This is a genomic window from Actinocrinis sp., assembly GCF_035653575.1.
Taxonomy (GTDB): Bacteria; Actinomycetota; Actinomycetes; order Streptomycetales; family Catenulisporaceae; genus Actinocrinis.
Genome location: NZ_DASRBQ010000030.1, coordinates 28,289 through 47,907, shown reverse-complemented (window position 1 = coordinate 47,907; position 19,619 = coordinate 28,289). Strand labels below are relative to the sequence as shown.

Here is a 19,619-nt window from a genome sequence, read left to right as displayed (position 1 = left end):
GACCGGTGCTCGCTGCGGCCGCTCGATCAGCGGGTCGAGCGCGGGGGCGCCGATGACTCCCGCACGGTCAGCGACGGGCTGATGACCACCCGGTGCGCGGGCAGGTCGGGGTCGGCGAGGCGGTCGGTGATCAAGCGGACGGCGGCGCGGCCGATGGAGCGGCGCGGCGGCCGGACGGCGGTGAGCGGCGGGCTGCACAGACCCGCGATCTCGTCGTCGTAGGCCACTACCGACAGGTCGCCCGGCACGGACAGGCGGCGCTCCTCGCATCGCTGGACCAGCGCGATGGCTTCGGCGTCCGCGTGCACGACCAGGGCGGTCGTGCGCGTGGCGAGGCACTGGTCCAAGACCTCGTCCAGCGAGGTCTCCCAGATCGCGGGGCGCGACGGGACGCGGGCGTCCACGGTCGCCGCGGCGTCCTGTCCGCAGTCGGTGATCGCCTCCAGCCAGCCGCGGTGCACGTGCGGGCTGGTCGGGCTGTGCTCGCCGAGCACCACGCCGACCTTCTGGTGGCCGAGCGAGACCAGGTGGCGCACGGCCACGGCGGCGCCCAGGGCGTGGTCGGTCACCACCGACTCGACCACGGCGCGGTGCGGCCCGACGGTGGCCGTGCGCTCGATCAGCACCACGGGCATGCCGGTCGCCGCCAGCCACTCGATCGTGCGCTCGGCCGTGGGCGCGTCCATCCGCGGCGCGACGATCAAGCCGTCGACGCTCAGCTGCTCGACCAGCCGGATCAGCTGCGGCCTGTCGTCCTCGGTCTCGTAGGAGGAGCCGCGCAGCACGATGCGTGCGCCGAGCTCCCGCGCCGCCTCCTCCGCGCCGCGCGCGACGTCCGGCCAGTAGTAGTCCAGGGAGGGCACCAGCATGCCGACCGTGCGGGTCGCGCCCGGCGGTGCCGCGGAGGCCGCGTCCTCGGCCGCCGCGTCCTCGTCGAACTCCGGCAGCGCCACGCCGCCGTGCACCCGGCGCACCAGGCCCTCGGCGGCGAGCTGGGCGATGTCCCGGCGGATGGTCACCGCGGCGGCGCCGAGCCTGCCGCTGAGATCGGACACGCGCAGCACGCCGTCATGCCGCAGCGCCTCGAGCAACTGCGCGCGGCGAGCGACCTGCAGCGGCCCGCGAGTCTCGGGTGAGCTCACCGCAACTCCTCCACAGTCAGTTCCAGGGTGCCGGCCGGACCCGACGCCGTGACGTCGATCTCCAGCCGGGTCAGCCGTTCTCCCCACACCGTGCTCAGCATGGGGTCGTCGAGGTCGCGCACCGTGGTGGTGCAGGGTGCGTCCGCCGGGTTCCAGACCACGCATACCGTACCGGCGCCGCCGGGCGCGGTGATTTCGGCGCGTCCTGCGCCGAGGCTCACCGCGCCCGCGACGATCAGATGCACCCGGCTGCGGCTGGGCGGATCGTCCGCGACCGGATCCAGCTGCCACGAGTCGCGCACGGTGATACGGCCGGTGACGCGATCCAGGCGCGCTGAACGCCACCAGTGCCGCACATCGTCGCGCGGGTAGGCCGCCGCGAGGTCGAGGGTCAATCCGGACCCCTCATCATCGATGACTGCTGATACGTCGCGGGCCGCGTACTGGCGGCCCGGCGCCTGCGCGCTGCCACGGATCTCGGGCACATTGTGCCAGCCGCTTTGCATCGTCCAGATCTTGTACCGGGCCGGGCCGAACGTCTGCGCGGTGTAGGTGGGGCGGCCTGGATCGACGAGCACAGGCACGCCGCCGAGGGCGACGATCACGCTGCCCACGTCGTTGTGGTTGTGGTGCTCGCCGTTGTGACCGCCCTTCACCGCGAGCGTCAGGCCGGACCGGGAGCCCGCGGCGGGGCGGGCGAGCAGTACCTGCGTGGAGGGCAGCCAGACGTCGCGCGGCAGCGGAGACGCGGCCGGCGCCGCCTCGACCCATTCCCGGTCGGTGAGCGCGCGCAGCAGTCGGCCAAGGCCCTGATTCTCGTGCGCGACCGGCTGACCGGGCCGCCGGTGCGCGGCCGCGTGCCCTTGCGCGTCGCGATCCCCGGCCTGGCGCGCCGCGCGGTGCAGCGCCTGCCACGGCTGGTGGATCGGCGGGCGCGCCGGGCCGTCCGCGTGGTTGACGTACCAGTCCCCGCCGAGGTGTATCCGATGCGGAAAGGCCACGGTCTCGCGCAGGGCGTCTATGCCGGTCGCGCTCAGCTCGCCCCTCGTTGCGTATTCGAGCACTGAGAGCGCGTCGAGGAGGCGGCACGCTCCGTTCCACCAGTAGGCGTACCCCTCGTCGATCGCCCCGTCCCGCGGCAGCGACGCGAGGTATCGGTCGAGGCCCTCGACGACCGAGCCGACCAGCTCGGCTCGGCGCGCCGCGTCGTCGACCAGGCGAAGAGCGGCGATCAGCACATTGCCGTGAATCCACGGGTTCCAGTTGTGCACGTCGCCGTCGAGGCCGAGCCAGTGCCAGTCGCGGCGCGCGGTGAACGGGGTGAGCACGCGCCGCTCGACCTCGTGGCGGATCCTGGCCCGCAGCCCCGGGATCCGCTCGTCGAGCTGCTCGCCGAGCACGTGATCGATCCACGCCAGCTGCCCGGCGACCTCGCCGGCGCCGAGGTCGAGGACGGGGTCGGTCACGGTCGGCACAACCGCGCCGTGCCGCCGCAGCGTGTTGTCGTGGGCGGGCCAGCACCAGCTGCTCTGCTCGCACAGCAGGGTCACGCCGTCGGCCACCTCGTCGAGCCAGAGGTTCTCGCGCGACGCGGTCTCGAGGTCGACGGCGGCGAGTACGGCGGCGCGGCTGAGGCGGTACTCGCGCGCCCAGATCACCTGCTCATAGGCGTCGCGGTCGCCGTCGCGGAAGTATCGGGCGTAGCCGCGCGCGAGCGGAATCGGCCACGGCGCGGCGAGGTCCGCCTCGGCGCGCTCCCGCAGGGCCCTGATCGTCGCCGCGTCCAGCCGCCCGGGAGCCCAGCAGGCGCGGTCCGAAGCCGGCGGTACCGGCAGGCAATCTCGCGGGGCAGCGAGCAGCTCGGCTATCCGCGCGGTCGTGAGCTGCGGCCATGCGGACGCCAGCGGCCCGGCGAAACGCTCCGTGCTGATCGACATGTCTCCCCATCACGCGTCCACGAGGCCCGTCTGATCGATTCTGATCGTATCAGATCGATGCGTAGCGGCCGTCGGCTCCGGGAAAGCGGCGCGATCGCGGGAAGCGCCCGGATTGTCCGACCGTATGGGATCGGATTTGATCATATGGCGCTGCTGACAGTCTTGACATGCTCGCTTTCGATCGATTTCATGTCCCTGCAACACACCCGTTCACCTTGTCGGCACGGCGCGGGAGGGGAAATGCCAAGCGATCCGGCGGCGGACCAAGGCCGCGCGCTCAAGGCGGAATGGACCCGTCAGGACTGGATTCGCTTCGCTGACCTGCTGCTCGCCTCCGCGCGTCGCTACGCCTCGCCCGGCCACGCGCGGATCACGCCGCCTGGACCCGAGGGCGGCTACGGCCGGGCCGTCGACGGGCTCGAAGGATTCGCCCGCACCTTCCTGCTCGCCGGGTTCCGCATCGCCGGAGAGCGCGGCGCAGGGCTCGACGAGCTGGCCGACTGGTACGCCGCCGGCATCGCGACCGGAACGGATCCCGCTTCGCCGGAGCGGTGGGTGCGCCTTACCGAGCACGCGCAAGCCAAGGTCGAGGCCGCGTCCATCGCGCTGGTGCTCGACCTGACCAGGCCGTGGATCTGGGACCGGCTCACACCCGCGGTGCAGGAACGCGTGGTCGAATACCTCGCGCCGGCAGTCGGCGACCCGACCTACCCGCAGATCAACTGGGTCTGGTTCCGCATCGTCGTGCAGACCTTCCTTCGCTCGGTCGGCGGCCCGTCGTCCGTCGGCGAGATCACGCAAGACCTGGCCACGCACGACACCTTCCTCCGCGCCGATGGTTGGCTGTCCGACGGCCCGGAACGCGCCTTCGACCACTACGCGGGCTGGGCGCTGCACCTGTATCCCACGCTCTGGGCCCGGATGTCGGGCGCCGCCGAACTCGCGGATGAACGGCGCGAGCGCGATGTCGCCGCGCTCGACCGGTTCCTCCAGGACGCCGTGGCCCTCGTCGGCGCGGACGGATCACCGCTGATCCAAGGTCGCAGCCTGATCTACCGCTTCGCCGCCGCGGCACCCTTCTGGGTGGGCGCGATAGCTGGCGTGCCCTCACTGACACCCGGTCAGCTGCGCTACGCCGCCGGCCGCGTCGTTGCACACTTCGCCGAGCGCGGCGTGCCCGACGAGCGAGGGCTGCTCACGCTCGGCTGGCACGGCTCATGGCCGCGGCTGGCCCAGGCCTACTCCGGTCCGGGCTCACCGTACTGGGCCAGCAAGGGACTGCTCGGCCTCGCATTGCCGGAGGACCACCCGGCGTGGACCTCGCCTGCCGAGCCGCTGCCGGTAGAGACCGACGACTTCGTACGGGCGGTGCGCGCGCCAGGCTGGCTCATCTCGGGCACCCGCGCGGACGGCATCGTGCGCGTGCACAATCACGGCACCGACCACGCCGCCGAAGGATCGACCGGTTCCGACTCCCCGCTCTACGCGCGCCTGGGCTACTCCACCGCGACAGCCCCCGTGCTCGACGAGGACGGATGGACCGGACCGGCCGACCAGTGCGTCGCCGTGATCGACGCGCAGGGGCAAGCCACGCATCGCAGCGGAATGCGAACGCTGATCGTACGCGTCGACGGCGGCGAAGCCGGACCCGTGGGAGTCGCCGGATCGACGACACTCGCGCACTGGGTCGGTCCAGACCCCGGCCAGCGCGATCACGGCAGCGGCCGGACCGGAAAGGCCGTTTCGGCCGGCCGGCTCACCGTGTACTCACTGGTGCGCGCCGGCTGGGAGCTGCGCCTCTGCCGAGTCGACGACGTGCCCGAGGGGCTCGACCCCGGCGAGCTGCGGCTGCGGATCGCCGGCTGGCCGGTCGCAGGTGACGCAGCGGCCGACGTCTCGGCGGCCGGAGCGACCGTGACCGGCGCGGGACTGACTTCCAGCGTGGACGGCGTCCCGATCGGCGGCGCCGCATCCGACGCGCCGGCGGCCGCGACAGCGGGTGTCTCCGTCCACGACGACGCCGGCCCGCTCGGCGACCCGGTGCGCGTCCCGTGGCTGGATCACGCTCTTCGGCCCGGCGCCTGGGTCGCCGCGCTCCTCGAACTCTCCGGAAACACAGCCCGCCAGCAGCGAGGGACCTGTCGGGTCCACCTCGACGCGGCCGATCAGGGCCCGGCTGATCAAGGCTCTGGCAGTCAAGATCGTGTAGGCCGTGACTCGGGTGATCAGGCGCCCGGCGTCAGGGTCGAGTGGCCGGACGGCCGCAGCACGTATACGCACCTATCCACGCGCACCGGCCGGGGGAGCCGCAGCGGCGACCCGGTTGCAGTCCGGGCCCTGTGACGGGCCCTCGTCTCAAAGGAGAGCGGATGAAGCGCCTTTTTTCCGCCGCGGTCGGCCTCACGGCGGCGGCCTCGCTGCTGGCCGCCGGGTGCAGCAGCAGCGGATCCCCCGCGGCGTCGGTGAGCGCGGGCGTACCCACCGGCCCGATAACGCTGACCCTGGCGGGCTGGAGCCTGTCGACGACGCCGGAGTTCAAGACCCTCGCGGACGGCTTCCACGCGGCTCATCCCAACGTGACCGTGCAGCTGAAGGAGTACGACGCCACCAACTACGACACGCAGATGATCGCGGACCTGGCCGCGCACTCCGCCCCGGACATCTACGTGCTCAAGAACCTGAAGAACTTCTACACCTACCAGAGCGGCGGGCAGTTGGTGGACGTCTCGGACGTCGCCAAGACCCTCGGCAGCCAGGTGGGCGGCCTGTCCGACTACCAAGTAGACGGCAAGACCTACGCGATCCCATACCGCCAGGACTCGTGGGTGCTGTTCTACAACAAGGCCCTGTTCGACAAGGCCGGCGTCGCCTACCCGGACGGCTCCTGGACCTGGGACAAGTACGTCAGCGTCTCCGAGCAGCTGACCACCGCGCTCAAGAACAAGGGCTCGAAGGCGGTCGGCGACTACCAGCACATCTGGCAGTCCACCGTGCAGGGCTTCGCCTTGGCGCAGACCCCCGGCGCCAAGCTGACCAGCGGCGACTTCGGCTACCTCAAGCCGTACTACGAACGAGCGCTGGCCCTGCAGAACGCGGGCGCGCAGCCCACCTTCGGCACCGTGAGCACCAACAAGCTGACCTACCAGGCGCAGTTCGGCAAACAGCAGGCCGCGATGATGCTCATGGGCACCTGGTACATCGCCACCCTGCTCAAGCAGCAGGGCACCGGTGACGCGGACACGTTCCCCTGGGGCATGGCGCCAGCGCCGCAGTTCGACGCGAGCACCGCAGGGACCTCGGCGACACCGGTCACCTTCGGCGACCCGACCGGTCTTGGCATCAACCCGGCCATCAGCTCCGACAAGGTCTCCGCGGCCAAGGCGTTCCTCGAATACGCGGCGGGCGTGCAAGGCGCCAAGGCGCTGGCCGGCATCGGCATCACCCCGGCCGACACGGCGGCGGTGGCCTCGGACTTCTTCTCGCTCAAGGGCATGCCGAGCGACTCGCTGTCGAAGTTCGCCTTCGCCACCCACGACACCAAGCCGGAGAACCCGGTGTCCAAGTACACCGCGCAGCTGCAAGACCTGCTGGGCGACCTGCACACGGCCGTGATGTCGGGCAGTAAGAACATTGACACCGCCATCAGCTCCGCGCAGTCCCAGGCCAAGAGCCAGGTGCTCAACCAGTGACGCGCGCCGCCGAAGCCGCGGCCGCCGCAGTGCCCTGGCAGCGCGAAAAGCACTGAAGAGGCAGTGAATGCGTGACCGGGTGCGGCGTGCGGTGCGCGCCGCACCGCGCACCGTGCCCCGCGCCCGGTCACGCGACGCCGATCGAACCGAGAGAGCCCATGGCAACGACGATCGAAGCCCCCGCCCGGCCGACCCGGCCCGCGCGGCGCCGGCGCAGCCGGCTGGTGTGGCGCAACACCGCGGTGGGATGGTCCTTCCTGCTGCCCAACTTCATCGGCTTCGCGGTCCTCACGCTGGCGCCGGTGCTGGTGCTGTTCTATCTGGCCTTCACCGACTGGAACGTGTTCGGCGTGGCCAAGTGGACCGGCCCGGCCAACTTCCAGCGGCTGATCCACGACCAGAGCTTCTGGACCGCGCTGGAGAACACCCTCTACTACACGGCCCTGCACATCCCGCTCACCATGGGCGCGGCGCTCGGCCTGGCGCTGCTGCTCAATCGCAAGCTGCGCGGCGTGGCCTTCTTCCGCACCGTCGCCTTCTTCCCCTACATCACCTCGATCGTGGCCGCCGCCCAGGTCTGGAACATGCTGTTCAGCCCGCAGTACGGGCCGATCGACGCGGTGCTGCGGGTGGTCGGGATCTCCCATCCGCCGGGCTGGACGGTCTCGACCACCTGGTCGATGCCCGCGGTCATCCTGGTCGGGACCTGGCGGGAGATGGGCTACTACATGCTGATCTTCCTGGCCGGGCTGCAGACCATCCCCACGCAGCTCTACGAGGCGGCCAGGGTGGACGGCGCGAACGCGTGGCAGCGGTTCCGGGCGGTGACCGTCCCGTCGCTGCGGCCGACCACCTTCTTCGTCACGGTGATGCTGACCATCGGCAGCTTCAAGGTCTTCGACCTGATCCTGCTGCTGACCAACGGCGGCCCCGGCCAGTCCACCCTCGTGCTCTCGCAGTACATCTACCAGACCGGCTTCCAGGAGAACCACTTCGGCTACGCCTCGGCGATCTCCGTGGTGCTGTTCCTGCTCTGCTTCCTGGTCACCATCGTCCAGTTCCTCGTGAACAAGCGCAGGAGCGTGTGATGGACACGATGCTGCAGTCCGCGCCGGCGGACGCCCTGCTGACACCCATCGCCCGCCGGCGCCCCGGAAAGCGCGCAAACCCCGTTGTCAGGGTGCTCATCTACGTGCTGCTCATCGCGGCGGCCGCGGGCGTGCTGCTGCCGTTCTACTGGATGGTCGTCTCGTCGCTGAAGACGGACAACGACGTGTTCACCGTGCCGGTCAAGTGGCTGCCGCACAGCGTGATCTGGCACAACTACCTCGACATCTGGCGCAAGTCGCAGCTGACCACCTGGCTGAAGAACACGCTGATCCTGTCCTTCGTGGTCACCGCGCTGCAGCTGTTCACCGGCAGCTTCGCCGCCTATGGATTCGCCAAGGTGCGCTTTCCCGGCCGCGACCTGCTCTTCCTCCTCTACGTCGGCACCATCGCAGTGCCCTGGCAGTCCTACATGATCCCGCAGTTCATCCTCATGTCCCACCTGCACCTTTCGAACACGCTGTGGTCGATCATCGCGCTGCAGGCCTTCGGCGCGCTCGGCGTGTTCCTGATGAAGCAGTACTACGAGTCGATCCCGGAGGAGCTGAGCGAGGCGGCCCGGATCGACGGGATGAGCGAATACGGCATCTACCGCCGCATCATGCTGCCGCTTTCGGCCCCGGCGCTGGCCAGCCTCGCGCTGCTCACCTTCGTCAACACCTGGAACGACTACCTCGGTCCGCTGATCTACCTGCGCAGCCCGAACCTGCGCACCATCCAGCTGGGGCTGAGCACCTTCATCTCCCAGTACAACGCCGAGTACGCGCTGATCATGACCGGCTCGGTGCTCTCCGTGCTGCCGATCGCGGTGATCTTCCTGCTCGGCCAGCGCTACTTCGTCGAGGGCATCGCGACCACCGGCCTGAAGGGATGACCCAATGCGGATCAAGCACGAAACACTCGGCACGGTCTTCGACCTGGTCTACGTCGGCCTGATGACCAACCTGCTGCTCGTCGTCAGCTGCCTGCCGCTGGTGGCCGGGCTGGTCGCGACCGACCCGGCACGCTCCTGGCCGCTGCTCGCGATGGTCGCCCCGCTGTGCGCGCCCGGAGTGTGCGCGACGTTCGCAGTGCTCTGCGCTTTCAGCGGCACAGGCAACAACGCGGTGGCACGAACGTTCGTCGCGGCGTGGCGTGCATCGCTGCGCCGGGCCACCGCGTTGGGCGCCCTCGCGACCGCGGCGCTAGTGGTCCTGGGCGTGGACGCACGCGCCGCCTGGGGGCACCCGGTCGGTGCCGCCGCGATCCCGGTGCTCGTCACAGCCATGGTCCTGATCACCGCGACCACGCTGCTGGCCCTCGTCGTGATCGCCGAACGCCCGGCGGTCCGGCTGCGCGACGCACTGCGCGCCTGCCTTTACCTGTCGCTGCGGCGCTGGTACCTGACGGCGTTCTCGCTGGCCGTCCTCGCGCTGCTCGAAGCGCTCGTCGCGAGCCGGCCGGCGATCGCCTTCGGCCTGGCGGCGGCGCCGCTGCTGTACGTCGTCTGGGCCAACAGCCGCTTCACCTTGCGGGAGGCGCTGGGACCGATCCCCGGCTGAGCCGCACCACCCGCCCGCCTGCGCCGCACCCGCGCGCAGGTGCCGGCCCGCGCACGCCGCGGACCATGAATGAACGAGGAGAGGACCAGCAATGACGGCGATCGACGTCCGTCCGAGCCCCGACGCCGAAGCGACGGGACCTGCGGTGGCCGCCGCGCTGCGCACCATCGACGCGAACATCGCCGAGTTCGGCGAGCGCTATCCCGGCGACACAACCGTGCACGGCAGATACCGGCTGCGGCCCGCGGCCCTCGGCCTGCCCGAGGGCGCCAACCTCGGCTGGACCACCAGCTTCTGGCCGGGGATGCTCTGGCTGGCCTACGACCTGACCGAGGACGAGGCGTACCTGGCCGCCGCGAGCGCCCATGTGCGCAGCTTCGTCGAACGCGTCGAGCGCCGCATCGACCTGGCCACCCATGACCTCGGATTCCTCTACACCCTCGGCTGCGTCACCGCCTGGCGGCGCACCGGCGACGAGACCGCGCGTCGCGCCGCCCTCAGCGCCGCCGATCACCTGCTGACCCGAGTGCTCGAACCGGCCGGAATCATCCAGGCCTGGGGAGACCTGGACGACCCGCGCCAGCGCGGCCGCACCATCATCGACAGCCTGATGAACACGCCGCTGCTGTTCTGGGCGAGCCAGACCAGCGGTGATCCCTGCTACCGCGACGCCGCGCGGCGGCACACCGAGCAGCTGCGCGACAACATCCTGCGACCCGACGACACCACGTTCCACACCTTCTACTGGGACCTGGAGACCGGCGAGCCGCAGCGCGGAGAGACCGAGCAGGGCAACTCCGACGACTCCTGCTGGGCGCGCGGGCAGGCCTGGGGCGTGTACGGCTTCACCCTGAACTACCGCTACACCGGCGACGACTCGTTCCTCAACGCCGCGCGGCGCTGCGCGGACTACTTCCTGACGCACCTGCCCGCCGACCGCGTCGCCTACTGGGACCTCGAGTTCACCGACGGCAGCGGTCAGGAGCGCGACAGCTCGGCCGCGGCGATCGCGGCCACCGGCCTGATGGAACTCGCCGAGCAGCTGCCGCGCGGCCCGCGCGCCGACGGCTACCGCGCCGCCGCGGCCAGCATCCTGACCTCCCTCATCAGCGGATACTCCACCGCCGAGGACCCGCACTCGAACGCGCTGCTGCTGCACGGCGTGTACGACAAGCCCAAAGGCATCGGCGTCGACGAAGGCACCCTGTGGGGCGACTACTTCTACCTCGAAGCGCTCACCCGCGCGACCTGCGCCGGCTGGTCAGACCCCTGGTAAGCCCGCCGTCGCCCCACCCCGCAGCAGACAGCACCGCGACGCACGAAAGACAGGACTCATGGACTACCGGTACCACTGCGACATCCCCGCGCAGGACGGCCTCAACGCGCTGCCGTTCAACCCGTGCCGCCTCCTCGACCTCAACCTGCTGAGACTCGGCGCGGGCCGCTCCTGGTCCGGTGAATCCGGCGACCGCGAGATCCTCGCCGTCGTCCTCGGCGGAACGGCCACGTTCACCGTCGGCGGCCACAAGTTCGCCGACGTGGGCGGGCGCGCCGACGTCTTCTCCGGCAAGCCGCACTCGGTCTACATCCCCGCAGGATCCTCGGTCACCGTCGAGGCCGCCACGCCGGTGGAGATCGCACTGCCCAGCGCGCCCAGCGACCTGGCCGTCGAACCGTACGTCATCGAACCGGCGCGCGTGGCCGAGGGCCGGTGGGGCGCCGCGAACTTCGGCCGCAGCTACCACCAGATCCTCACCGAGATCTCGCAGCCCGACCTGCCGGCCCACCGGCTGATCGTCGGGGAGACCTATACGCCGTCGGGGAACTGGAGCACCTACCCGCCGCACCGCCACGCCTTCGACAACCTGCCGGCCGAAGCGCAGCACGAGGAGATGTACTACTTCCGCACGAAGCCCGGCGACGGCTTCGGCATCAGCCGCGTGTACACGGACGAGGGCTACGAGGAGAACTACACGGCTCGTGATCACGCCGTGCAGATGATGCCGTCCGGCTATCACACTGTCGTCAGCGCCCCCGGTTACACGACCTACTACCTGTGGTTCCTCGCGGGCACCCAGCGCACGCAGGGGGCAACCGAAGACGCCGACCTGGCCTGGGTCGGCCGCACCGTCCCGATGCTGCGCAACCTCGGACTGTAGTGGGCGGACCCAGATGATCCTCGATCGCTTCCGGCTCGACGGCCGCGTCGCCCTGGTCACCGGCGGCAACCGCGGCCTCGGCCAGGCGTGCGCGATCGCGCTCGCCGAGGCCGGCGCCGACCTCGCGCTGCTGGGCCGCACGGAGCCGTCCGAAACCACCGCGCAAGTCAAAGTACTGGGACGCACCGTCGTGTACGTGCCCTGCGACCTGGCTACTGCGGACCCGACGCAGCTCGCGGACGCCGTCAACAGTGCTGCCGGACAACTCGGCCGGCTCGACATCCTGGTGAACAACGCCGGCCTGATCCGCCGCGCGCCGGCCGCCGAATTCACCGCGGGGGACTGGGGCGAGGTGATGACCGTCGACCTCGACGCGGTGTTCCACCTGTCGCAGGCCGCAGGTCGCCTCATGATCGCGCAAGGCGGCGGCCGGATCGTGAACCTCGCCTCGATGCTCTCCTTCCAAGGCGGTTTGCGCGTGCCCGCCTACGCCGCCGCCAAGCATGCCGTCCTCGGCCTGACCAGGGCGCTCGCCAACGAGTGGGCCGAGCACGCAGTCAACGTCAACGCCATCGCGCCCGGATACATGGCGACCGACAACACCGCGCCGCTGCGTGAGGACCCGGTCCGTTCCGCAAGCATCCTCGAGCGCATCCCCGCCGGACGGTGGGGCGAGCCCGAGGACCTGATGGGCGCCGTGGTGTTCCTCGCCTCGGACGCGGCGCGCTACGTGCACGGCGCCGTGCTGCCCGTCGACGGCGGCTGGCTCGCAAGATAACAGGCCCAACGAACACACTCCAAAACCACACCAAACAGCACCGCCGAACGGCAAGGCGCCCCTGATCCACCGGAGTACAAGGAAGTACCCACGCTGAAGGGATCATCGCAATGAGCAAGGAGAGATCATCCGCTAGCACTGCGAGCCGGGCCGCCGGCCTGGCCAAAGCCATCAGGCTGCTGATAGCCTGCGCGCTCGCTGTGGCCGCGGCCGTCACCGTCGGCCAGCACCGCGCCCAGGCGTCCACGAACCAGCTTCGCGGGGTCAACTGGGCGGACCAGCGCGACAACTTCGTCAACGGGGTGCTCTACCCGTCCGGCCTGAGCTCCTCGGACACCTACTCCTCGGCGGCGACCGTGGCCAACCAGGTGGTGGGCCAGATGTACTCGATCACCGGGGCGAACACGGTCCGGATCCCGATCAACGAGCCGACCGTCTCCACGTTCTGGGGCACCTACACCGGGGCGGTCGACGCCGCGCTCAGCAAGGGCAATGTCATCCTCGCGTACTGGGCGTACAGCGGCGGCAAGCCGGCCAGCACATCCGCGTTCTACTCGATGTGGGACACCGTCGTGGCCAAGTACGCCGGCAACGCGAACGCCTACTTCGAGGTCATCAACGAGCCCTACGCCTACAGCGCCACCGATCTGGACAACCTCTACAACACGTGGCTGACCAGGTACCCGAGCGTGCCGCGCAGCCGGGTGATCCTCGACGGCACGGGCGACGCCCAGAACGCCGCCGCGGTCGGCAACGACAGCCGCCTGAACAACACCCTGATCGGCATCCACGACTACTCGTTCTTCGTCAGCCCGCCCTACACCACCGAATCCCAGTGGGCGAACCACCTCGCGGGCGAGATCGGCGGCTTCGCCAGCCGCACCGTGGTGACCGAGTGGGGTGCCCCGATGAGCCCGGGCACCAAGAACGGCGTCTACTACAACACCATCAACTACGACGTTCCTAACACGAACTACTTCGACGACTACGTGCGCGGCGAAAGCAGCGAAATGCGTGCTCTGGGCGTCGGCAGCGTCTACTGGCCCGGACTGCGCGACGGCGACTGGTACAGCATGACCAGCAAGACCGGTAGCGGCGCGAGCATCACGCTGTCGCTGGTGAACTCCTCGGGGCTGGACCGCCTGCAGTACGCCTGGGGAATCGGCAATGGCGGCAGCGGCGGCGGAGCGACCTATGACCAGATTCGCAACGCCGCGACCGGCCTGTGCATCGACGGCACCGGGAGCACCACGAACGGTGCCACGGTCGAGCAGTCCACCTGCGACAGCGCGAACACCAACCAGCAGTGGACCGTCGTGGCCGACGGCAGCTACGAGCGCATTCAGAACCGCGCCACCGGCTTGTTCCTCGACGGCATGGGGCGCACGGCCAACGGTTCGGCGGTCGGCCAGTGGAGCGACTCGAACAGCACCAACCAGCAGTGGACGGTCTCGGCGGACGGCGGCAACGTGCGCTTCGCCGATCGCGGCACCGGCTTGTACGTCGACGGGATGGGCCGTACCGCCTCCGGCTCGGACCTCGGCCAGTACAGCTCGTCGAGCAGCGCCAATCAGCAGTGGCAGTTCGTGCCCGCAGGCTGACCTGACTGCCGAACTCCGCCGCGCACCAGCGTCTCAACACCCACTGACGGGTCGCTGGTGCGCGGCGGTCTCGCGCATGGCGTTCACGAAAGCGCGGATCGCAGGGTGCTGCGAGGCGCCGCGGCGGCACGCGATCCGGGTGTGGCGGCGGGTGCGCAGCGGAAGCAGTCGCACACCGGGTGGCGCCTCTCTGGCCGCCAGTTGCGGGACCAGCGAAACTCCCTGGCCTGCGGCGACCAGGGCCAGCACGGTGGCGAAGTCGTCGGCGTGATGGCGCGGATGCGGATCGAAGCCCGCGTCACGGCACACGTGTAGCGTCGCGGTGTGGCAGAGCGTCCCCGTGCTGGCCAGGATCCATGGGGCATCGCGGACTTCCCGTAGCGCCTCGGTTGCGTCGAGGTTCTTCGCGTACTCGGGTGCAGGGGAGGGCACGGCGAGGAACACGGTCTCCTCCAGCAGAGGCTCCGTCTCCAGACCCGGGTACGGCTGCGCGGGCACAACGTCGTAATGCTGCACCAGCCCCACGTCGAGGGTGCGTTCGCACAGCGCCTCGGGCACCGCGACGGGATCGAGTTCGCTGACCATCAGTTCCAAGCCCGGATGGTGCCGACCCAGGGTGACGAGCGCCGAAGGCAGCAACGCGCGCACGGCAGTGGGGAACGCGCCGATTCGCAGCGGTCCGGTCACTCCGTCGCGCATCGACGCGAGCGCCGCCTGGGTGCGTTCCAACTCGGCGAGGACGTTCTCGGCGTGTTGCACGAGCACATGCGCTGCGGGGGTGAGCGCGACGCGGCGGCCGGAACGTTCGAGCAGCGGAGTGCCGGCTTCGCGTTCCAGGACAGAGAGCTGCTGCGATACCGCGGAGGGGGTGTAGGCGTGAGCGTTGGCGACGGCGGCGATAGTGCCGAGTCGCGAGAGGTCGTGGAGAAGCCGCAGGCGGCGGGCGTCGAGCATAAGGAGAGCTTACGAATCAGCTCGGATATCGTCGCTAGACCTTAGCCGTTGTGCTCGCCGAGGCTGGAGGCATGCAGCTATCGGGTGTCTACGTGCCGCTCATCACTCCCTTCGACGCAAACGGGCAGGTGGCCCTTCCCGCATTGGAGGCGCTGACGCGGCACGTGCTCGACGAGGGCGCGTCTGGCATCGTCGTGTTCGGCACGACCGGTGAGCCGGCCTCGCTCAGCCTCGCCGAGCAGCAAAGTGTCCTTGACGTCGTAAGCGGGGTGTGCCGGGAACGATCGCGTCCGCTCATTGTCGGCGCGAACACTGTGCAGGTGGCGCAGACGTTTGCTCGCCGCGCGGAGGTGAGTGCCGCGCTGGCGCTCGTGCCGCCCTTCCTGCGACCCGGTGAGAATGGCGTCGTCGCGCACTTCGAGGCGCTGGCGGCCGCGAGCCCCGTGCCGTTGATCGTCTACCACGTGCCATACCGCACCGGACAGCCGCTATCGGCCAACGCGCTGCGCCGAATCGCGGCGATCGACAACATCATCGGCATCAAGTACGCGGTCGGCGGCATCGACGCCGGCACGGTCGACTTCCTGGCTGACCTCCCCTCAGGTCTGGCGGTGCTCGGCGGCGACGACCCGTTCATCTCGCCGCTGCTCGCGCTGGGCGCGCACGGCGGGATCCTGGCCTCGGCGCACCTGGCCACCGCCGCGTTCGCCGCGCTGGCCGAAGCGTGGCGGGCCGGCGACGTCGGTCGGGCCCGGGCGCTCGGCCATCGGCTCGCCCCGCTTTCCTCGGCGCTGTTCGCCGAACCCAACCCGACCGTGATCAAGGCTGTGCTGCACGCCCAGGGTCGCATCCCGACTCCGGACGTGCGGCTGCCGCTTCTTCCCGCCGCGCCCGCGTCGCACGATGCCGCCCTGCGGTGCCTTGCCGCCGTGGCGCAGACCGAAGCCAGGCGGGGATCCTTAGTCGGCTAGCGCGCGCGACACAGACAGGCTGAGTGCGCTACGGCCTCGACGATCAGCCGGTGTCTGAACCCTATGCGAAGCTGGCGTCATGGCTACTGCACGCCGGATCGCACCGATCTTCGCCGTCCACGACCTCGACGCGGCGCTGGAGTTCTACGCGCGGATGGGCTTCTCCGTCCGGCCGTACTCCGGCGGTGGCTACGGGTTCGCCACCCGTGACGGGATTGAACTCCACCTGGGCGTCGCGCCCGAGGGCGATAAGCGCACCAGTTCGGCGTACCTGTTCGTCGACGATGCCGACGAGTTGGCGGCCGAGTGGCGCGCCGCAGGCATCCACGTACACCCCCCGCAGGACACTGAGTGGGGCCAGCACGAGGGCGCCGTCGTCGATCGTGACGGCAACGTCATCCGGTTCGGCTCGCCGATCAGGCAGGCAGCCGAGCAGTAGCGGTCCGCGCGCGCGGTTTCAGGACTCTGCCGTACTCAGGCGGCGCAGGATCTCGGCGAGGATCGGCTCCGAGGTGGCGAAGTTGAGCCGCGCATACCCGGGTCCGCCGGGCCCGAAGTCGGGGCCGCGGCTGAGCATGACCTTGTTGCGGGCCAGCAGTGCGGCGGCGGGATCGTCGCCGAGTCCTAGCGCGCGCCAGTCCAGCCAGGCCAGGTAGGTCGCCTGCGGCAGGTGGTAACGCACTTCGCGCGGCAACCCGTCGGCGACGAGTTTCCGGTTGCGGTCGAGCAGGGTGAGCACCTCGGCGAGCCAGGGACCGCCGTGCCGCCAGGCCGCGAGCGTCCCGATCACGCCGAGGCTGCTGGACTGGCCGAGCAGCACCGGTGGCAGGGCGTCGAGTGCGGCGCGGACCGAGGCGGGCGCGACATCCGCGACCGAGCAGCGCAGGCCGGCCAGGTTGAACGCCTTGCTCGCGGAGGTCAGCGTGACCGTACGCGCGGCCAGGTCCGGTGCCAGCGCGGCGAAGGGCAGATGCCGGTGCGGCCGGAAGGTCAGCTCGGCGTGGATCTCGTCGGAGATGACGAGCAGGTCGTGCCGCTGAGCGATCTCGGTGAGAGCGGAGAGCTCGTCGGCCGAGAACACCCGGCCGGTCGGGTTGTGCGGGTTGACCAGAATCAGCGCCCTGCATCGCTGCTGCGCGACGTCCGTGGCGAGCCGGTCGGCGTCGAAGCTCCAGCCCTCGTCGGTATCGAGCATCGGGATCGGGATCAGGCGCCGGCCCATCGCTTCGAGCGTCTGGACGAAGGGCGGGTACGAGGGTGTGTGCATCGCCACCGCGTCGCCAGGCTGCGTCGCGACGTGCAAAACCGCCTGCAACGCCTGGATGACCTCGGTGAACACGCGCACGTGCGCCGGCTGCGGGAGGTATCCGTACCTTGTTTCCATGCGGTCGGCGAACGCTTCGGCCAGGGGATTCTCCCCGGGTTTGTCATCCCAGGCGGGATAGCCCAGATCGGTGTGCACCGCCTCGACCAGTGCGTCGCGGATCGGCTCGGCCACCGGGAAGTCCATGTCGGCGACCCACGCGGGCAGCGCCCCGCGCGCGGTGGCCAGGGCCCACTTGGCGCCTGGACGCTTGGTGAGGACGGCGAGGTCGAGATCATCGAGCATGAAGCCAGCCTAGAGCGACGAGCGCGGTCGCGGCCGACCGCGAAGCGGCTCACCGGCTGACGCGACGGTTACGCCCGGGTGGGCGGCGGGCTCGCGAGATACCGGCTGTCGGCGTCAACGAAGGTTCGCTCACCGTTCACCCCTGCTCCGCCCTCCCACCGGCCCCCGGGTGGTCTGATCCGAAGCGAGCCGTGCGGCTCCGCGCGTGATCCATGGGAGGGGACAGACGCATGTTCGACCGTCGAAGCCGCCAACCGATCCGGGGCAGGCGTACCGCGTTGGGGCTCACCGCCGCATTCGCGCTCACGGCCTGCGTCGTGACCGTGTCCGGCGGCGGCCCGGCCCAGGCGGCGGGGGACCGCTCGCCGTTCATCCCGGGCGACCTGCTGCTGAGCCGGGCGCACTACACCGGATACGCCGGGCTGATCATCCCCGGCGTCACCGTGCTGCCGACCGGCGCCGTCGCGACCGCGGACGGCAGCTTCACGCGCGTCTGGGACAACGTCCAGGTCGATCCGAACTTCGGTGTCACCGCGCCGATCTACCTCGACCGGCTCACCCGGCGCGGCACCCTCATCGGCTCGATCGCCGTGCCGGACGTCGAGGCCGGGACGAACGCGCACGGCCGCGACGTGCTCAGCACCAGCTTCTCCTCCAAGTCCGAGCTGGCGCTGAACCTGTCGAGCGACGGCTCGGCCGTCACGTTCATGGGCTACGTCGCCCCGGCCAACACCCTCGACGCCTCCAACGGCAACACCCCCGGTGTCATCGATCCGACGAACCCTGACACGCAGGCGGTCTACCGCGCGGTGGCCCAGCTTGACGCCGATGGCAAGATCCGGATCACCGAGAGCAATGCCTACAGCGGTGACAACGGCCGCGCCGCGATCCTGGACGAGGGCACCGGCCTTTACTACGCGGCCGGCAACTCGAACAACGGCACCGGCACCTCGGTGCCCGGCGTGATCTTCGGGACCGGCGCTCAGCTGATCACCCCGGCGCACGCGCCCGAGAAGGCGCAGACCCCGGGCGCGCCGACCCCGGTCGGCGGCTTCAGCATCACCCAGCTGCCCGCGTACCCGAAGGCGGACAAGCTGGGCAAGGACACGAACTTCGCCGAGCTGACCATCCACGGCAACGTGCTGTATTACACCAAGGGCAGCGGCGGCAACGGGATCGACACCGTCTACTTCGTGGACACCACCGGCAAGGCCTGTCCCCAAGGCGTCGGACTGCCCGTCCCCGGCGCGCCGCTTCCCTCGGCCCCCGACGCCTACAACCCGGTGACCGGCCAGCCGGCCGGCAACATGTGCGTGTTGGCCGGATTCCCGACCGCGCTGGCGAAGTCCATCAAGACCCCGGACACCGGAGCCCCGGCCAACACCGCCGCCTTCGGCGCCCTGTGGTTCGCCAACCCGACCACCCTCTACGTCGCCGACTCCGGCAACGGCTCGGACACCTTCAGCAACGGCAGCTACACCGACGCCGCCGCGGAAAACCTCGCCGGCATCCAGAAGTGGTCGCTCGTCGACGGCGCCTGGACCTACGACTACACCCTCAACGCGGGGCTCGCACTCGGCGTGCCGTACACCGTCCCCGGTCTTCCGACCGGCACGAACGCCATCACGGGCCGACCCTGGACACCCGCCGTCGACGGCATCCGCACCTTCACCGGCAAGGTCAACCGCGACGGCACCGTGACCCTCTACGGCGTCACCACCTCGGTCGGCGGCTTGTCCGACTACGGCGCCGACCCGAACAAGCTGGTGTCGATCACTGACGACGCGGCGGCCACCACGCTTCCCGCCAACGAGCACTTCACCACGCTGCGCACCGCCTGTGCCGGTGACGTGTTCCGCGGCGTCGCCTTCGCCCCGCGCTCCGACCGCTGACAAGGCCGGCCGCGCGCGGCGATCGGCGGTGATGCCCGTCGATCAGCGCACTTACAAGCCAAGGGCCTACGCCTTCACGGTGTAGGCCCTTGGCTTGCGCGCAGACGTCCGACTACTTGACGCATTGGGAGGTTGCGTTTACTTTCGTTTAACAATTTTCTTATGAATGTTGTGATGTTTGCTTTTCTGTTTGATTCTCGGCGGCGCCCGACACCCACCGTGCGACGAGGAGTCCGAAC

16 protein-coding genes are annotated in these 19,619 nt (G+C 70.1%); 12 read left to right on the top strand and 4 right to left on the bottom strand.

Annotation, left to right across the window (positions count from 1 at the left end; all coding sequences use genetic code 11):
* Positions 1-26 precede the first annotated feature (26 nt).
* Together VFA06_RS05470 and VFA06_RS05465 are read right to left on the bottom strand one after the other, a co-directional pair.
* On the bottom strand, positions 27-1,142 hold the full coding sequence (locus VFA06_RS05470) for a substrate-binding domain-containing protein (RefSeq protein ID WP_324839300.1): 1,116 nt from the start codon (positions 1,140-1,142) through the stop codon (positions 27-29).
* Entirely contained in the window at positions 1,139-3,079 is a 1,941-nt protein-coding gene (locus tag VFA06_RS05465; protein WP_324839299.1) for a heparinase II/III domain-containing protein, read from the bottom strand. The genes VFA06_RS05470 and VFA06_RS05465 overlap by 4 nt, the downstream gene beginning before the upstream one ends.
* Positions 3,080-3,319: 240 nt before the next feature.
* Here VFA06_RS05465 and VFA06_RS05460 point away from each other — a divergent pair, with 240 nt between their 5' ends.
* From VFA06_RS05460 to VFA06_RS05420, 9 genes are all read left to right on the top strand, one after another.
* The gene (locus tag VFA06_RS05460) at positions 3,320-5,422 is read left to right on the top strand and encodes a DUF2264 domain-containing protein (RefSeq protein ID WP_324839298.1); all 2,103 of its coding nucleotides are present in this window, start codon (positions 3,320-3,322) and stop codon (positions 5,420-5,422) included.
* A gap of 26 nt (positions 5,423-5,448) precedes the next feature.
* On the top strand, positions 5,449-6,768 hold the full coding sequence (locus tag VFA06_RS05455) for an ABC transporter substrate-binding protein (RefSeq protein WP_324839297.1): 1,320 nt from the start codon (positions 5,449-5,451) through the stop codon (positions 6,766-6,768).
* Between the two features lie 158 nt (positions 6,769-6,926).
* Complete coding sequence (locus VFA06_RS05450) at positions 6,927-7,856, top strand: sugar ABC transporter permease (RefSeq protein ID WP_324839296.1); 930 nt, start codon at positions 6,927-6,929, stop codon at positions 7,854-7,856.
* Between the two features lie 8 nt (positions 7,857-7,864).
* Positions 7,865-8,749, top strand: a complete 885-nt coding sequence (locus VFA06_RS05445; protein WP_414639829.1) for a carbohydrate ABC transporter permease — start codon at positions 7,865-7,867, stop codon at positions 8,747-8,749.
* 4 nt (positions 8,750-8,753) lie between these two features.
* A complete protein-coding gene (locus VFA06_RS05440) occupies positions 8,754-9,416 on the top strand; it encodes a hypothetical protein (RefSeq protein ID WP_324839294.1) in 663 nt (220 codons plus the stop codon).
* A gap of 91 nt (positions 9,417-9,507) precedes the next feature.
* Complete coding sequence (locus tag VFA06_RS05435) at positions 9,508-10,692, top strand: glycoside hydrolase family 88 protein (protein WP_324839293.1); 1,185 nt, start codon at positions 9,508-9,510, stop codon at positions 10,690-10,692.
* A gap of 58 nt (positions 10,693-10,750) precedes the next feature.
* On the top strand, positions 10,751-11,575 hold the full coding sequence (gene iolB / locus VFA06_RS05430) for a 5-deoxy-glucuronate isomerase (RefSeq protein ID WP_324839292.1): 825 nt from the start codon (positions 10,751-10,753) through the stop codon (positions 11,573-11,575).
* A gap of 13 nt (positions 11,576-11,588) precedes the next feature.
* The gene (gene kduD, locus VFA06_RS05425; RefSeq protein WP_324839291.1) at positions 11,589-12,353 is read left to right on the top strand and encodes a 2-dehydro-3-deoxy-D-gluconate 5-dehydrogenase KduD; all 765 of its coding nucleotides are present in this window, start codon (positions 11,589-11,591) and stop codon (positions 12,351-12,353) included.
* 110 nt (positions 12,354-12,463) lie between these two features.
* Complete coding sequence (locus tag VFA06_RS05420; RefSeq protein WP_324839290.1) at positions 12,464-13,954, top strand: ricin-type beta-trefoil lectin domain protein; 1,491 nt, start codon at positions 12,464-12,466, stop codon at positions 13,952-13,954.
* Between the two features lie 33 nt (positions 13,955-13,987).
* On the opposite strand, the gene VFA06_RS05415 is transcribed toward VFA06_RS05420, so the two are convergent.
* Entirely contained in the window at positions 13,988-14,908 is a 921-nt protein-coding gene (locus tag VFA06_RS05415; protein WP_324839289.1) for a LysR family transcriptional regulator, read from the bottom strand.
* 71 nt (positions 14,909-14,979) lie between these two features.
* On the opposite strand from VFA06_RS05415, the gene VFA06_RS05410 reads away from it, so the two are divergent.
* Together VFA06_RS05410 and VFA06_RS05405 are read left to right on the top strand one after the other, a co-directional pair.
* Positions 14,980-15,879, top strand: a complete 900-nt coding sequence (locus VFA06_RS05410) for a dihydrodipicolinate synthase family protein (RefSeq protein ID WP_324839288.1) — start codon at positions 14,980-14,982, stop codon at positions 15,877-15,879.
* Positions 15,880-15,958: 79 nt separating this feature from the next.
* A complete protein-coding gene (locus VFA06_RS05405) occupies positions 15,959-16,318 on the top strand; it encodes a VOC family protein (RefSeq protein ID WP_324839287.1) in 360 nt (119 codons plus the stop codon).
* 18 nt (positions 16,319-16,336) lie between these two features.
* Here the strand turns inward: VFA06_RS05405 and VFA06_RS05400 are convergent, their stop codons facing one another.
* The gene (locus tag VFA06_RS05400) at positions 16,337-17,488 is read right to left on the bottom strand and encodes a MalY/PatB family protein (protein ID WP_324839286.1); all 1,152 of its coding nucleotides are present in this window, start codon (positions 17,486-17,488) and stop codon (positions 16,337-16,339) included.
* Positions 17,489-17,718: 230 nt separating this feature from the next.
* Between VFA06_RS05400 and VFA06_RS05395 the strand changes: the two genes are divergently transcribed.
* Positions 17,719-19,380 carry a hypothetical protein gene (locus VFA06_RS05395; protein WP_324839285.1) on the top strand — a complete coding sequence of 554 codons (1,662 nt, stop codon included), beginning with the start codon at positions 17,719-17,721 and terminating at the stop codon, positions 19,378-19,380.
* Positions 19,381-19,619: the final 239 nt, after the last annotated feature.

Coding starts and splice junctions, on each gene's coding strand:
- VFA06_RS05415 (WP_324839289.1), bottom strand. CDS start 14,908: ATGCTCGACGCCCGCCGCCTGCGGCTTCTCCACGACCTCTCGCGACTC.
- VFA06_RS05400 (WP_324839286.1), bottom strand. CDS start 17,488: ATGCTCGATGATCTCGACCTCGCCGTCCTCACCAAGCGTCCAGGCGCC.
- VFA06_RS05420 (WP_324839290.1), top strand. CDS start 12,464: ATGAGCAAGGAGAGATCATCCGCTAGCACTGCGAGCCGGGCCGCCGGC.
- iolB (WP_324839292.1), top strand. CDS start 10,751: ATGGACTACCGGTACCACTGCGACATCCCCGCGCAGGACGGCCTCAAC.
- VFA06_RS05445 (WP_414639829.1), top strand. CDS start 7,865: ATGCTGCAGTCCGCGCCGGCGGACGCCCTGCTGACACCCATCGCCCGC.
- kduD (WP_324839291.1), top strand. CDS start 11,589: ATGATCCTCGATCGCTTCCGGCTCGACGGCCGCGTCGCCCTGGTCACC.
- VFA06_RS05460 (WP_324839298.1), top strand. CDS start 3,320: ATGCCAAGCGATCCGGCGGCGGACCAAGGCCGCGCGCTCAAGGCGGAA.
- VFA06_RS05395 (WP_324839285.1), top strand. CDS start 17,719: ATGTTCGACCGTCGAAGCCGCCAACCGATCCGGGGCAGGCGTACCGCG.
- VFA06_RS05440 (WP_324839294.1), top strand. CDS start 8,754: ATGCGGATCAAGCACGAAACACTCGGCACGGTCTTCGACCTGGTCTAC.
- VFA06_RS05455 (WP_324839297.1), top strand. CDS start 5,449: ATGAAGCGCCTTTTTTCCGCCGCGGTCGGCCTCACGGCGGCGGCCTCG.
- VFA06_RS05450 (WP_324839296.1), top strand. CDS start 6,927: ATGGCAACGACGATCGAAGCCCCCGCCCGGCCGACCCGGCCCGCGCGG.
- VFA06_RS05435 (WP_324839293.1), top strand. CDS start 9,508: ATGACGGCGATCGACGTCCGTCCGAGCCCCGACGCCGAAGCGACGGGA.
- VFA06_RS05405 (WP_324839287.1), top strand. CDS start 15,959: ATGGCTACTGCACGCCGGATCGCACCGATCTTCGCCGTCCACGACCTC.
- VFA06_RS05410 (WP_324839288.1), top strand. CDS start 14,980: ATGCAGCTATCGGGTGTCTACGTGCCGCTCATCACTCCCTTCGACGCA.
- VFA06_RS05465 (WP_324839299.1), bottom strand. CDS start 3,079: ATGTCGATCAGCACGGAGCGTTTCGCCGGGCCGCTGGCGTCCGCATGG.